This window comes from Salinimonas iocasae, from assembly GCF_006228385.1.
GTDB lineage: Bacteria > Pseudomonadota > Gammaproteobacteria > Enterobacterales > Alteromonadaceae > Alteromonas > Alteromonas iocasae.
In genome coordinates this window covers 2122766-2136150 of record NZ_CP039852.1, presented here as the reverse complement: position 1 = coordinate 2136150, position 13385 = coordinate 2122766, and the positions used below count along the sequence as shown (strand labels likewise).

The window sequence follows — 13385 nt, the reverse complement described above, 5'->3', positions numbered from 1 at the left end:
ACTTTGTCAAACTGACGCACAAAAAATAGTCATTCCAATGCCGTCAGGTAGCAACAGCGCTCGCCGTGTAACTCTGCATTTCTTAAAAATATACCAAAGAATGATAACAAAATCGCCGAATGTGCCGATACTGTTATAGAAGTATTCATTATCTCTTAAAGATAAATTTACTTAGTTGTAACATTTTTGTATGTTAATACTGCAGTTAAAGGGACAGGAAAGTAGTAAATGCAGTTGACGGTAGTCAGAAAGATCATTTTAGGGTTCGTAGTATTTTGGTGTCTGCTGTTCCTGATAGGCATCTTGTCCTATTCAGGGCTCTCGGATATCCGGGAAGCCGCACGTTCTGTGGCCGACGAAAAAATGCCACTGCAAATTCAGATGATGGAGATTAAATCTGAAACGCAGTCTCTGGCAACTATCGTTGCGAATGGCTTTTACGAATCTAACGCAGATAAACTGGCTGCTAATCGTGACGCATTTAATCACCTGTCTGCTGAATTCATTTCCCAGCTCAATGAGCTTCAGCAATCCCGTAAAGGTAATCGTGCCGTTACGCAGGGCGTCGCTGATAGCAAGCAATTTGTTGAGCAAAGTCAGGCTATGTACGATGCGCTGATGCAACGTATTGCTGTTTCCAAAGCACTTGAAGACCAATTGAATACACTGTTGGGAATGACAGATGAAGCCAGCGCGCTGATGCTCGATTTAAGTTATATCGACAGCAACGATCCGGGTATTGAAACGCTTATAGGGGCTGGCACTAATGTCGATAATAAGTTACTAACTCTGAATACCTCGCTTAATGAGTTGGCTGAGACAAATGATCCTCAAACCACAGCTAATATCGTTGAAGATTTGAATTATCAGTTAAGCAATCTGCAAGTTGACAAGGATTATCTTAACCGTCTGGCAGAAACCATAGAGAACGGGGGAACCGTTGAGGCGTTCAATGAACAATATGCGCTTGTGACTGAGAATCTGACCGGCAACAACGGACTCATCGCTTTTCAGCAACAAAAGCTGGATGCCATGGCTGCCAGCCAGGCACATCGTGATAAAGCGGACGAAGCCCTGGCTGCCGCACTGACTACCATCAATACCTTATTCGACCGGGCCAGCCAGGCCACCCTTGAGGGACAGCAGAGCATTCTTGAAACTGTGCAGGAAAGTGTTGTGGAAACCCTCATTGTATCAGCCCTGGGACTGATAGCAGCAATAGCATTGGGAACAATTGCTACCCGCAGTATTGCCCGCCCATTAGCACGAATTAATAAAGGACTTAGTCAGTTATCTAAAGGTGATTTGACCAGTCAGCTGGATACCAGCGGTAAAGATGAATTTGCAGCATTAGCTAAAAAGGTCAATGCGCTAACGGCCAGCCTGCGTGAGTTAATCGGCAATATCCTGGCGCAGGAAGAGCAACTGGACAAGGTATCTAAGGAAAGTGTAGCCATGGGTGAGCGCTCCTTAAATGATGTCGCCGAGCAGCGTGAACAAGTCAGACAGACCTCACAAAACACTGAAAATGTACAGCAGACCAGTCAGAGCAATTTAGCTCAGATTAATGCATCCACAGCATCCCTTAATAAAGTAAGCACGCAAAGTCAGGCAATTGCCGAACTGGTAGCGCAAAGCAGGGAGCAAAGTAATCAGCAGGCTACTCAGGCAGAACGTTCAGCACAAACTATTAATCGACTTGAAGAAAACAGTCGCAGTATTGGTAGTATTCTGGACGTAATTAAAACGATTGCAGAGCAGACTAACCTGCTGGCGTTAAACGCTGCCATTGAAGCAGCACGGGCCGGTGAACAGGGCAGGGGCTTCGCTGTTGTAGCGGATGAAGTGAGAACCCTGGCAACACGGACTCAAAACTCTACTGAAGAAATCGAAGCTATGATCGCAACATTACAGCGCGACGCCAGCCAGGCTGTGCAGGCTATTGATGCCGGTAAAACACAAGCGAACAGGGGGGTTGAAATCATCGGTCAGGTGGATGAGCAAGTCAGTCAGATCCGCGATATTATACACTCGCTTAGCCAGATAAATCAGAGCATCGTTAGTGACACACAACAACAGAATGGTTTACTTGCGGACGTTGCAGCTAGCCTTAATAAGATTGTTCAACTGGCAGATTCCAGTGCCGAGAGTACCCTAAATGTTAATAAGTCGGTCATGCAGCTGGACGGGCAAATGGATAGCCTGCGTGGGGCGGTAGAGCGCTTTAAGCTGTAATGCTTCTCAGAGTGGAACAAATATAAAAAAAGCTGCTTTAAAAGCAGCTTTTTTTATATCTGTATCTATTTCTGTATCAACTATCAGGCCAGTTCAGCCAGACATAATTCATCGTGCAGTTGCTTGCACCACGCTTTGACGCGCTCCTCAGTCAGCTCTGGCTGACGGTCTTCGTCTATGCCCAGCCCGACAAAATGATCATCGTCGGCCATGCCTTTGGACGCTTCGAAGTCATAGCCCTCTGTGGGCCACTGACCAACCAAAATCGCACCGCGGGGCTCAACAATGTCGCGAACCATACCCATGGCATCCAGGAAATATTCAGCGTAGTCTTCCTGGTCACCACAGCCGAATATCGCAACCAGTTTATCGTTGAAATCCAGCTCTTCCAGTTCGGGGAAAAAATCATCCCAGTCACACTGCGCTTCACCGTAATACCAAGTGGGAATGCCGAATATCAGCAAGTCGTATTCAGCAATGGCTTCTTTGGTACTTTTCGCGATATCAAAAACATCAATCAGGTTTTTCCCCAATTCCTTTTGTATCATCTTGGCGACGTGCTCAGTATTTCCTGTGTCGCTTCCAAAAAAAAGGCCAACACTTGCCATAATTACCCTCTATCTATTAACTGTCTTTACACGCCTGTGCTTATCCAGAACATTTCGATTAATCCCTTGGCCAGGAATCCCAGCGCACCGGCGCCGAGCACGCCGTACACCACTAGCTTTCCTACCAGGGGGACATCATTTTTCTTAAGCACATCGTGTACTGCTAAACCCATCAGAATGAAAAGGCCGCCAAGCCCGAGATATATTGAGACGGATTCAAATAATTCGTACGTACTGTTGGGCATAACACCCCTTCTAAATCAGGCGCAGACTATAGCATATTCTAAATCAATGACGCACAGAAAACCGCTTAAATTTATCTCATATGCGGCTGCATTAACGCGCTACGCTATCGACAAATCTTTCGACAGCCAGATTAAATGCTTCAGGTTTCTCGGCGTGTAGCCAGTGACCTGCACCATCAATCACGCGTGCTTTTGCATCAGGAAACAGTTTCATTACATCACTTCTGTATTCACTGCTTAAATAATCTGAACGACTCCCCTTTATAAATAAGGTGTCTTTGGTAAATTCCAAGTCGGTAGACGGCCAGCTTCTGATTGCCTCGTAATGTGCAGCAATGCCCTCAAGATTAAATCGCCAGCGCCACTCATTGTCCTCATTCTGATAGAGACTTTTTAACAAAAATTGACGTACACCCGGCTCTGGAATGTGTCGCGCGAGCTGTTTATCTGCATCTGTGCGTTTTTCTATATTATCGAGCTCAACTGCACGAAGTCCCTGGATAATCTCGTTATGGCGGGCAGGGTAAGTAACCGGAGCAATATCTGCTACAACTAGCCCGCTTACAAGGTCAGGGTAGTGTAGCGCTGTCATCATTGCCGCCTTGCCGCCCAGAGAGTGACCTAGAATAACCGCCTGCTTTGCTTTCGTGCTTTCAATAATCGCGGTGATACCATCGGCACATTCCTTAAACGAAAAGCCTTGCGTATGCGGGGATTCGCCGTGGTTGGGCAGATCGATGCTCACCACATTATAGGTTTTTTGAAAGTGACGGCGTACAACCGCGAGGTTATCCAGATTGCCAAACAATCCGTGTATGAGAAAGAGCCAGGGATGCGCAGGTGCGCTGGATGTAATTTCGTAATTTAAGGAAATAGGCATAGTAAAATTATAGCGTTTTTAATCTATTTGGTTACCGTTGAAGCGCAAGTTTGGCCCAACAAAAAACAGATGTTTTTAACAATTGAATGGCAAATCGAAAGGGGGAATAAAAAAGGTGACCGGAAGTCACCTTTTGTACAACTTATCAGATAGAAAAGTCCTGCAACGACTTCCCACCATCTAATGCTTCTTTAAATACTTTAGGCATTCTGCCGATGCCGGTCCATTTGTGTTCGTTTCCTGACTCATCGGTCAGCTTATATTTAACCGGACGCTTTTTACCGGTTTTGCCCTGTTTTGAGGCGGGGAGCGAGGTTTCCTTTAAATCGCTGACAGCCAGACCAGCTTCTTCCATCTGCCTTTGAATTTCAGCAATTTTGGCTTTCTTTTCTTGCGCCTGCTTTTCCTGCTCGGCTGCCTTTTCGTGGCGTTTTTCAATAATGTTGTCTAATTTAGCCCGAACCTGTTCAAGCTCAGAAATTGACAATTCTTTTACTGCTCCCTGTAAACGTCTTCCGTGGGTTAAAATATCCAAAAACTCGCTCATTTATTAACCTTACGTTTAATTGCATTAGTATTAAAATAATCATAGTTAATTTTTAAACAAAAAAAAAGCAGCGTTTTGCTGCTTTTTCTTTTTAATTGAATTACTAACGTAATTTACATATTCGGATAATTCGGTCCGCCTGTTCCCTCAGGTGTTACCCAACGTATGTTTTGCGAAGGATCTTTTATGTCGCAGGTCTTACAATGAATACAATTCTGCGCATTTATCTGAAATTTCTTATTTCCGTTATCATCATCGATAACCTCATAAACCCCCGCAGGACAATAGCGCTGAGCTGGCTCTGCATATTTCGGCCAATTAACTTCAATTGGGATAGAAGGATCTTTTAATTGTAAGTGACACGGCTGGTTTTCTTCATGATTAGTATTCGAAAGATACACTGAAGAAGGCTTGTCAAAACTGAGCTTTCCATCCGGTTTGGGGTAGTCAATTTTAGTGACTTCGTCTACGGTTTTCATTTGTGCATAATCTTTGGAGTTATCTGTCAGCGTTTTTCCAAAGAGGCTGCCCCCAAAAAAGTTTTGCTCAAGGGTATTAAATGCACCACCCCAGAAGTTACCGTATTTATGCACGGCAGGACCAAAATTCCGTGATTTATAAAGCTCATCATACAACCAGGATGCTTTAATATTATCGGAAAATTTACTGAGTTCTTTTTCAGGCTGGTCACTTTTAAGTGCTTCAAAAAGGGTTTCCGCTGCAACCATACCTGACTTCATTGCAGTATGATTCCCCTTTATTTTTGCGAAATTCAGGGTACCTGCATTACATCCCACCAGTAAGCCACCTGGAAATGACATTTTCGGTAAAGAATTGAAACCGCCCTTAGTAATTGCGCGCGCTCCATAGGCAACGCGTTTGCCACCTTCCAGATACTGACTGATGGTGGGGTGGTGCTTCAATTGCTGAAATTCGTGAAACGGGCTCAGATACGGGTTTTCGTAATTAAGGTCAACAATAAGCCCGACCAATACCTGATTATCTTCCGCATGGTAGAGGTAACTTCCTCCGGTTGCGTCATCTAACGGCCAGCCTGCGGAGTGAACAACCAGCCCTGGCTGGTGTTTTGCAGGGTCAATATCCCACACCTCTTTAAAACCGATTGCGTAATGCTGAGGGCTGGCATCTTTGTCCAGCTCAAACTTCTCAATCAGACTTTTGCCTAAATGGCCGCGGGAGCCCTCCGCAAAGATGGTGTACTTTGCTTTTAAATCCATACCGGGCATAAAACTGTCTTTTTTCTCACCATCGGCACCGATGCCCATGTCGCCGGTTGCTACGCCACCCACGCTACCATCTTCGTTGTAGATGATATCTGCAGCTGCAAAGCCCGGAAAGACTTCTACGCCAAGCTCCTCGGCCTGCTCGGCCAGCCAGCGGCAGACATTACCCATTGAGACAATAAAGTTGCCATCATTATGCATTGTTTTGGGCGTCATCCAGTTAGGCAGTTTACGTGCAGAGGTGGCATCGTTAAACAGATAGATATCATCGCCGGTAACAGGTGTGTTCAGTGGTGCACCTTTTTCTTTCCAGTCGGGGAAAAGCTCATTAAGGGCGCGTGGTTCAAACACTGCACCTGATAAGATGTGGGCACCGACTTCAGAGCCTTTCTCCACAACGCAGACCATGAGCTCCTGCTCAGCGTCATTAGCAAGTTGCATGAGTCGACATGCTGTTGCCAGACCTGCTGGTCCGGCGCCAACGATGACCACGTCAAACTCCATTGATTCACGTTCCATGGGTGGCTCCTTAAAATTCATTGTTATAGTGCACTATAGGTGAAACAAATAATGCCACGTGTCAAAAAGTTGTAAATTAAATGTCGCCTCGAAAGGTAATGCAGGTTGACGTTTACGTCAACAGGAAGTAGATTGCAGCTTAGTTTACGTTAACGTAAAGCAAGTTGGTTTCAATGTATACTCTACGTTAATGCAGGGTAAACCTTTCTTCGTCCATCAACCATATAAAGAGGCTGATGATATCAAGACAGGGTGGTACATCACCGGCTAACTCAAATTTTGAGGTAACAAATGAAAATACTTGTACCAGTCAAACGTGCAATTGACTACAACGTGAAGGTACGGGTTAAAGCCGATAATTCCGGCGTTGACCTGACCAATGCAAAAATGGCGATAAATCCTTTTTGCGAAATCGCTGTTGAAGAAGCGGTTAAATTAAAAGAACAGGGCGTAGCCTCAGAAGTCGTGGTTGTTTCTATTGGCGACAAAAGTTGCCAGGAACAAATTCGTACTGCATTAGCATTGGGTGCGGATCGCGGTATTCAGATCGATACAGATGAAAAGCTTGATTCACTTCAGGTTGCTAAGTTGCTAAGCAAGCTGGTTGAAAAGGAAACACCGGATATGGTGATTCTGGGTAAGCAGAGTATCGACTCAGATAATAATCAGACCGGCCAGATGCTGGCAGCGTTAACCGGCATGCCACAGGGTACATTCGCCTCTAAAGTGGATATTGACGATAATAAGGTCAAAGTCACCCGCGAGATTGATGGCGGCCTGCAAACCGTACAGCTTGATCTGCCTGCGGTCGTTACCACCGATTTGCGTCTGAATGAACCTCGTTATGCGTCATTGCCTAATATCATGAAGGCTAAGCGTAAGCCTCTGGATGTGATGCCTGCATCAGACTTTGGTGTTGAATTAGCGTCAAAAGTTAAAACGCTAAAAGTTACACCACCACCACAGCGTGAAGGTGGTATCAAAGTTGAAAATGTTGCTGAGCTGGTTGATAAGCTTAAAAATGAAGCGAAGGTGATCTGATGACAGTATTAGTTTATGCAGAACATGATAACAGTGAGCTGAAAGGCGATACCGCCAAGCTAATCAACGCTGCTACAAAAATGGGTGGTGATATCCACGTACTGGTTGCAGGCTCTGATTGTTCCAAGATTGCCCAGGCAGCTGCAGAAATTGATGGCGTGGCAAAAGTTATTGTTACCGATAACGAGGCGTATGGTCATCAGCTTGCAGAAAATATCGCAGACTTAGTGGTGGAGCTGGGTAAAGACTACGATCATATCGTGGCCAGCGCTTCTACCACAGGCAAAAACTTTATGCCACGAGTGGCTGCATTGCTGGATGTTGCGCAGATTTCTGACATTATCGGTGTTGAATCTTCGGATACGTTTACGCGGCCAATTTACGCGGGTAATGCTATTGCCACTGTTCAATCCGAAGATGCTATCAAAGTTATCACAGTACGTGCAGCGTCATTTGATGCAGCCGCACAAGGTAATGATGCAACTGTTGAAACGCTGGATGTGGTCAAAACGTCTGAAAAATCCAGCTTTGTGGGTGAGGAGCTTACTGAATCTGAGCGCCCCGAGCTTACCGCCGCTGATGTTGTAATATCTGGCGGTCGTGGCATGCAGAACGGTGAAAACTTCTCTTTACTTGAAGGGATTGCGGATAAGCTTGGCGCTGCAATCGGCGCATCTCGTGCTGCTGTAGACGCGGGTTTTGTGCCTAATGATATGCAGGTAGGCCAGACCGGTAAAATTGTTGCACCGCAACTATATATAGCTGTGGGCATATCCGGCGCTATCCAACATTTGGCGGGAATGAAGGATTCAAAGGTCATTGTCGCTATCAATAAAGATGAAGAAGCACCGATTTTCCAGGTGGCTGATTACGGGCTGGTGGGCGATTTGTTTGACGTATTGCCTGAACTGGAAAAGTCTCTGTAACCAGGCGCGTTAGTCATTAGCAAAAAAGGGCTGGATTTTTCCAGCCCTTTTTTTATTCACACGGAGACAATGGAGTTTTCGTCGTTACTAACCGGAGAGGCGGAATAGGCATCAGCCTGCCAGTCGTTTTCCCACTGATTATCGTCCAATAAATACCTAAACGCATACTTCTTGTCCCTGTCGAGGGTCAGAGTCTGGGTAAAGTCACCATTTTTCAGATGGCGCATAGGTGAAACTGATGTATCCCAGTGATTAAAGTCACCCACAAGCTTCACTGAAGTGGCATCACCCGCTTCCTTTGCTTTCAGGCGAAAGGTCACTTTGCATACAGGCCTGGATTTCAAATATTGCTTGGTTAGACTCATTCTCGTACTCTTTCAGCGGTCTTCGAATAAAAATTAACCACTAAATTAAGCCTATTTTCGATTATCTTCAAGTGTGTCCGGCTGCATTGTGTCACTGCTATGCAATCTGGTGCTGGCTATCTGTTCGACTTTTAAAGCGTTTTATTGGGCCAGACACATTTAGTCATATTTATTAACAGTTTTACCCGCGCGTAACCGATTCATTCACGGTACACTTCACCATAATAATTCTAAGATCAGATAATTAGACTGTCATAACAAAATGATAAAACAGTTAGTTATTGTAAAAAGCCATGTTGTAAAGGGATCTGCATGAACAAGTCATCTTTGGTAAAAACACTTTTGCCCGTCATTATTTTGATTGGCGCGGTAATCGTTGCGGTTGTTTTAATTTCCAGTAAAAAGCCACCGGAAAAAAAGCCCGCTGAGACAAAGGCCTTCCTGGTCGACGCGCAGTCGATTAGCCGGGAATCGGTGCAGTTTGTAGTTGAAACACAAGGTAATGTTTTACCTCAGAATCAGACAGATATCAGTGCGCAGGTCAGTGGCAGAGTCGCAGAGCTCTCCGATGTTTTTGTCGCCGGCGGTATGTTCGAAAAAGGTGATGTACTGGTAACCCTTGAACAAAATGACTATGAAACTGAACTAAAACTGGCTGAAGCTGAACTTGCTCAGGCACAGGCCGCGCTGACTGAGGAACTGGCGCGAGGTGAGGTTGCTAAACAGGAGTGGCAGTCTGTTAATTCAATGGCGCCGCCTGAGCTTGGTCTGCGTAAACCGCAACTTGCGCGTGAGCAGGCAAATGTTAAAGCTGCACTGGCCAAACTGGAGCGTGCTAAACGAAACCTTGACCGTACGCAGATTCGTGCGCCTTACAACGGGCTGGTCGTTAGTCGCAACGTAGACATCGGCCAGTTTGTTTCTATTGGTATGCAAATCGGCACACTCTATAGTACAGATGTTGCAGAAGTGCGATTACCCGTGGCCGACAGCGATATGGCATTTATTGATTTAGAGCGAGGTTTTCAGCAAAAAGACAATGTCGTACTTCAGGCCAGAGTCAACGGTGTCAGACATCAATGGCAGGCAGATCTGGTCAGAAGCGAAGGTATTCTGGATTCAGCAAGCCGCGTAAGCTACGTCGTTGCACGCGTAGAGGACCCTTACAATCGGGGTGAACAGCAAAACGAAGATATGCCCTTGCGGTTTGGCCAGTTCGTGCAGGCAAATATTTCAGCAGGCCAGTCGCGTGACTTGTTTGTTTTACCGCGAAGTGTCTTACGGCTTGATCAGACGGTTCTGACAGTAAGTGATCAGAATGAGCTTGAGATTAAGCCGGTGGATGTGGCGCGTACCAATGCCGAAAAAGTATACATATCTGCAGGCCTTGAAGAAGGCGATAAGGTCGTAATGAGCGCCGTTCCCAATCCGTTTGAGGGAATGAAAGTACGCCTGGCTGGTGAGGAAGATAGTACACCGGCGCCCGATGAAAAAGATAAGCCTGCGTCCTCTTCAAATGTAGAGGTAGGAGGCCAGTCAGATGAGTAAAATAGATACCCATAAAGGGATTATTGCGTGGTTTGCTCGCAATAATGTCGCGTCTAACCTGCTTATGTGGATTCTGTTAATAGGCGGCGTGATTTCAGTATTTACTATCCAGAAGCAGATATTCCCTCCTATTGAAGTCAACGTCATCAATGTCCGGGTGCCATATCTTGGTGCTGCGCCACAAGAAGTTGAGGAAGGCGTAATCCTCAAAGTCGAGGAGGCGATTGAAAATCTCGATGGCATCAAAAAGGTTACCTCCACCGCCTCTGAGGGCATGGGTACGGTCAGTATCGAAGTGGAAGAAAACTACGATGTACAGGAGGTGCTGGACGAAGTAAAAGTACAGGTAGATGCAATACCCAGCTTTCCGGCTAATACCGAAAAGCCGGTTATTTATCGTCAGAAAATGCAGTCAGATGTTATTTGGGTTTCTGTATACGGTGATGCATCAGAGCGCGAATTAAAAGAATTCGCGAAAACTATTCGTGATGATATCGCCAACCTCAGTGGTATCTCCAATGTCGATATAGTGGGTGCCCGGGATTACGAAGTTTCCATTGAGCTGTCAGAAGAAGATCTGCAAAAGTATAATCTGACATTTTCAGAAGTCGTGTCGCTGGTCAGACAATCAAGTGTCGATTTACCCGGCGGTTCAATCAGAACCGACAACGGCGATATTTTGCTGAGGACAAAGGGGCAGGCATATACCGGTTATGATTTCTCTCAAATTACATTATTAACCAGTGCAGACGGCACGCGGGTACGGTTGGGGGATGTCGCCATCATCAATGATGGCTTTGTCGAGGACAATCGTTTTGCCTACTTTGATGGCAAGCCCTCCGTCAGCATGCGGGTCAAGGCTGTCGGTGATCAGAACGCCCTGGAGATCGCTGAGCAGGTAAATGCATACATTAAGAAGAACAAACCAACGTTCCCGGCCCACCTGCACGCCGATACGTGGGGCGATTCGTCGTTTTACCTTAATGACAGGCTAAACATGATGCTGGAAAACATGGGCTTTGGTGCCTTACTTGTTTTTATCGTGTTGTCATTATTTTTACGGGTCAAGCTGGCTTTCTGGGTAATATGGGGTCTCCCGGTTTGCTTTTTAGGCGCTATTTTCGTGATGCCAATGGAGTTTGTGGGCGTCTCAATAAATCTCTTGAGTCTGTTCGCGTTTATTCTTGTGCTGGGTATTGTGGTAGACGATGCCATCATAATGGGCGAATCGGCATATTCAGAAATTGATAAAAAAGGCCACTCTACAGACAATGTTATTGCAGGGGTTAAGCGTGTTGCAATGCCTGCCACGTTTGGTGTTCTGACGACCATCGCCGCATTTACGCCAATGCTGATGGTCTCCGGGCCCTTTGGTGTTATCTGGCAATCAATAGGCTGGGTAGTCATTATCTGTCTGATTTTCTCACTGGTCGAGTCCAAACTTATTTTGCCGGCTCACCTGGTTCATATGAATCTTAAGCCTCATGATCCAGATAACCTCAATGCCTTTCAGCGTTTCAGAAATTTTTTCAGCGAAGGCATCAAAGTTTTCGTGCAGAAAAAGTATGCGCCGTTTCTGGCCAAAGCGGTACGAAACCGCTACACAACACTGGCAACATTTATCGCATTACTCATCATCACTGCGGGGTTGTTCGCTGGCGGTATCGTTCGTTTTGTCTTCTTTCCTAATGTACCCAGTGACTTTATGTCAGCCAGTTTTGAACTTGAGCCGGGCTCTTCCATAACCCAACGTGACCAGACACTGCAAACAATGCTTAATGCCATGCACCGGATGGATAGTAACATTGCCCAGGAGACGGGTAGCGGCGTCATTAAGCATGCTATTGCATTTGATAATGGTAATACCGGTGGTGAAATATTCGTCGAGCTGTCAAAAGGCGAAACACGTGAGCTGCCAGATTACGAAATCCATCAGCGCTGGCGCGAGCAGATGCCGGAAGTTGCGGGCGTTAAAACACTGAACATCGGTGGCGGTGGCGGCTTCGGCGGCCCGGACCTGAGCTTCGAATTCACCTCTTCCGATACTGAAGCGCTGCAGTCTGCTGCACAGGCCCTTAAAGACCGCCTGGCTGATTATGATGGCGTCAGCGACATTAATGATTCATTTGCCGGTGGCAGTGACGAAATACAGCTTTCTACCACGCCTCAGGCAGACGCGCTGGGCATTAGCCTGCAACAGCTTGGGCAGCAGGTGCGTTATGGGTTCTATGGTGCCGAAGTTCAGCGTGTTCAGCGTGATGATGAAGAAGTAAAAGTGATGGTGCGCTACCCCGAAGAAAAGCGTACGTCTGTTGAGCATCTTCAGGATATGCGCGTGAGAGCGCCTACCGGTGAGGCTATTCCATTCGAGGAAGTCGGTGAAATTTCGTTAGGAGAAGGCTTTTCATCTATTATTCGCGTTGATGGTAGCCGTTCAATTACTGTCAGTGCAAAAGTGGATAAAGCGCTGCTTGACCCCGGCGAGGTGACCCGGGATGTGGTAATTACAGAAATACCTGCGATTATGGAACGCCATCCGCAGGTTAACTTCCAATTACAAGGTAACTCCAAAGAGCAGCAGGAAGCCATGTTCAGCATGTTCCAGGGGTTGTTATTTGCGCTCTTTGCTATCTATGCGCTATTAGCAATTCCGCTGCGCTCTTACTCTCAGCCTTTTATTATTATGGCGGTAATACCGTTTGGCGTAGTAGGGGCAATTGTGGGGCATCTGGTATTAGGAATGGCCGTCAGTTCGTTATCGCTGTGCGGTATCATTGCGCTATCTGGCGTAGTGGTGAACGACAGTCTGATAATGGTCGACTTCGTCAACCGTGCCCGCTCTGAGGGACATCGTCTGATTGATGCGGCAATCAGTGCAGGTACGCAACGTTTCAGACCGATCATTCTTACTTCATTAACGACGTTTATGGGATTAATGCCCATTGTCTTTGAACGGAGCTTGCAGGCGCAAATCGTTATTCCTATGGCTATTTCACTGGCCTTCGGAATTCTGTTCGCCACTGTAATCACATTAATACTGGTACCAGCGCTGTATCTTATTCTTGATGACGCACGTGGGTTGTTTCGCAAGAAAAAGCCAGCAAACCATGAATATAGTGAACAAACTAGTCATCTGGCTGAAAAGTCTTAAACGTAATGCAAAAGAAACACCTCGTTTGAGGTGTTTCTTCTCGCTCTGATTTCTCTATCCACTTTCGCCCTACATT

The 13385-nt window shown here is 46.2% G+C and carries 11 protein-coding genes; 5 read left to right on the top strand and 6 right to left on the bottom strand.

Annotated features, from left to right (window positions below; all coding sequences use genetic code 11):
- Window positions 1-228: 228 nt before the first annotated feature.
- On the top strand, window positions 229-2235 hold the full coding sequence (locus FBQ74_RS09385) for a methyl-accepting chemotaxis protein (RefSeq protein ID WP_139756436.1): 2007 nt from the start codon (window positions 229-231) through the stop codon (window positions 2233-2235).
- 83 nt (window positions 2236-2318) lie between these two features.
- Here the strand turns inward: FBQ74_RS09385 and fldA are convergent, their stop codons facing one another.
- From fldA to FBQ74_RS09360, 5 genes are all read right to left on the bottom strand, one after another.
- Entirely contained in the window at window positions 2319-2843 is a 525-nt protein-coding gene (fldA, locus tag FBQ74_RS09380; protein ID WP_139756435.1) for a flavodoxin FldA, read from the bottom strand.
- Between the two features lie 26 nt (window positions 2844-2869).
- Window positions 2870-3088 (bottom strand): DUF2788 domain-containing protein, encoded by a 219-nt coding sequence (locus FBQ74_RS09375; protein WP_139756434.1) that lies wholly within the window; start codon window positions 3086-3088, stop codon window positions 2870-2872.
- Window positions 3089-3179: 91 nt separating this feature from the next.
- Window positions 3180-3968 (bottom strand): alpha/beta fold hydrolase, encoded by a 789-nt coding sequence (locus tag FBQ74_RS09370; RefSeq protein WP_332309070.1) that lies wholly within the window; start codon window positions 3966-3968, stop codon window positions 3180-3182.
- A gap of 145 nt (window positions 3969-4113) precedes the next feature.
- The gene (locus FBQ74_RS09365) at window positions 4114-4515 is read right to left on the bottom strand and encodes an H-NS histone family protein (RefSeq protein ID WP_139756433.1); all 402 of its coding nucleotides are present in this window, start codon (window positions 4513-4515) and stop codon (window positions 4114-4116) included.
- 113 nt (window positions 4516-4628) lie between these two features.
- Window positions 4629-6278: an electron transfer flavoprotein-ubiquinone oxidoreductase gene (locus FBQ74_RS09360; RefSeq protein ID WP_139756432.1), complete on the bottom strand. Its 1650-nt coding sequence runs from the start codon at window positions 6276-6278 to the stop codon at window positions 4629-4631.
- A gap of 291 nt (window positions 6279-6569) precedes the next feature.
- On the opposite strand from FBQ74_RS09360, the gene FBQ74_RS09355 reads away from it, so the two are divergent.
- Together FBQ74_RS09355 and FBQ74_RS09350 are read left to right on the top strand one after the other, a co-directional pair.
- Window positions 6570-7319: an electron transfer flavoprotein subunit beta/FixA family protein gene (locus FBQ74_RS09355; RefSeq protein ID WP_139756431.1), complete on the top strand. Its 750-nt coding sequence runs from the start codon at window positions 6570-6572 to the stop codon at window positions 7317-7319.
- Window positions 7319-8245 (top strand): electron transfer flavoprotein subunit alpha/FixB family protein, encoded by a 927-nt coding sequence (locus FBQ74_RS09350; RefSeq protein ID WP_139756430.1) that lies wholly within the window; start codon window positions 7319-7321, stop codon window positions 8243-8245. The genes FBQ74_RS09355 and FBQ74_RS09350 overlap by 1 nt, the downstream gene beginning before the upstream one ends.
- Before the next feature lie 56 nt (window positions 8246-8301).
- Here FBQ74_RS09350 and FBQ74_RS09345 read toward each other — a convergent pair whose 3' ends face one another.
- On the bottom strand, window positions 8302-8610 hold the full coding sequence (locus FBQ74_RS09345) for an isoamylase early set domain-containing protein (RefSeq protein ID WP_139756429.1): 309 nt from the start codon (window positions 8608-8610) through the stop codon (window positions 8302-8304).
- A gap of 312 nt (window positions 8611-8922) precedes the next feature.
- On the opposite strand from FBQ74_RS09345, the gene FBQ74_RS09340 reads away from it, so the two are divergent.
- Both FBQ74_RS09340 and FBQ74_RS09335 read left to right on the top strand, forming a co-directional pair.
- Window positions 8923-10158 carry an efflux RND transporter periplasmic adaptor subunit gene (locus FBQ74_RS09340; protein WP_139756428.1) on the top strand — a complete coding sequence of 412 codons (1236 nt, stop codon included), beginning with the start codon at window positions 8923-8925 and terminating at the stop codon, window positions 10156-10158.
- Window positions 10151-13309 carry an efflux RND transporter permease subunit gene (locus FBQ74_RS09335; protein WP_139756427.1) on the top strand — a complete coding sequence of 1053 codons (3159 nt, stop codon included), beginning with the start codon at window positions 10151-10153 and terminating at the stop codon, window positions 13307-13309. Before FBQ74_RS09340 ends, FBQ74_RS09335 begins: the two co-directional genes overlap by 8 nt.
- The last annotated feature ends 76 nt before the right edge of the window (window positions 13310-13385 follow it).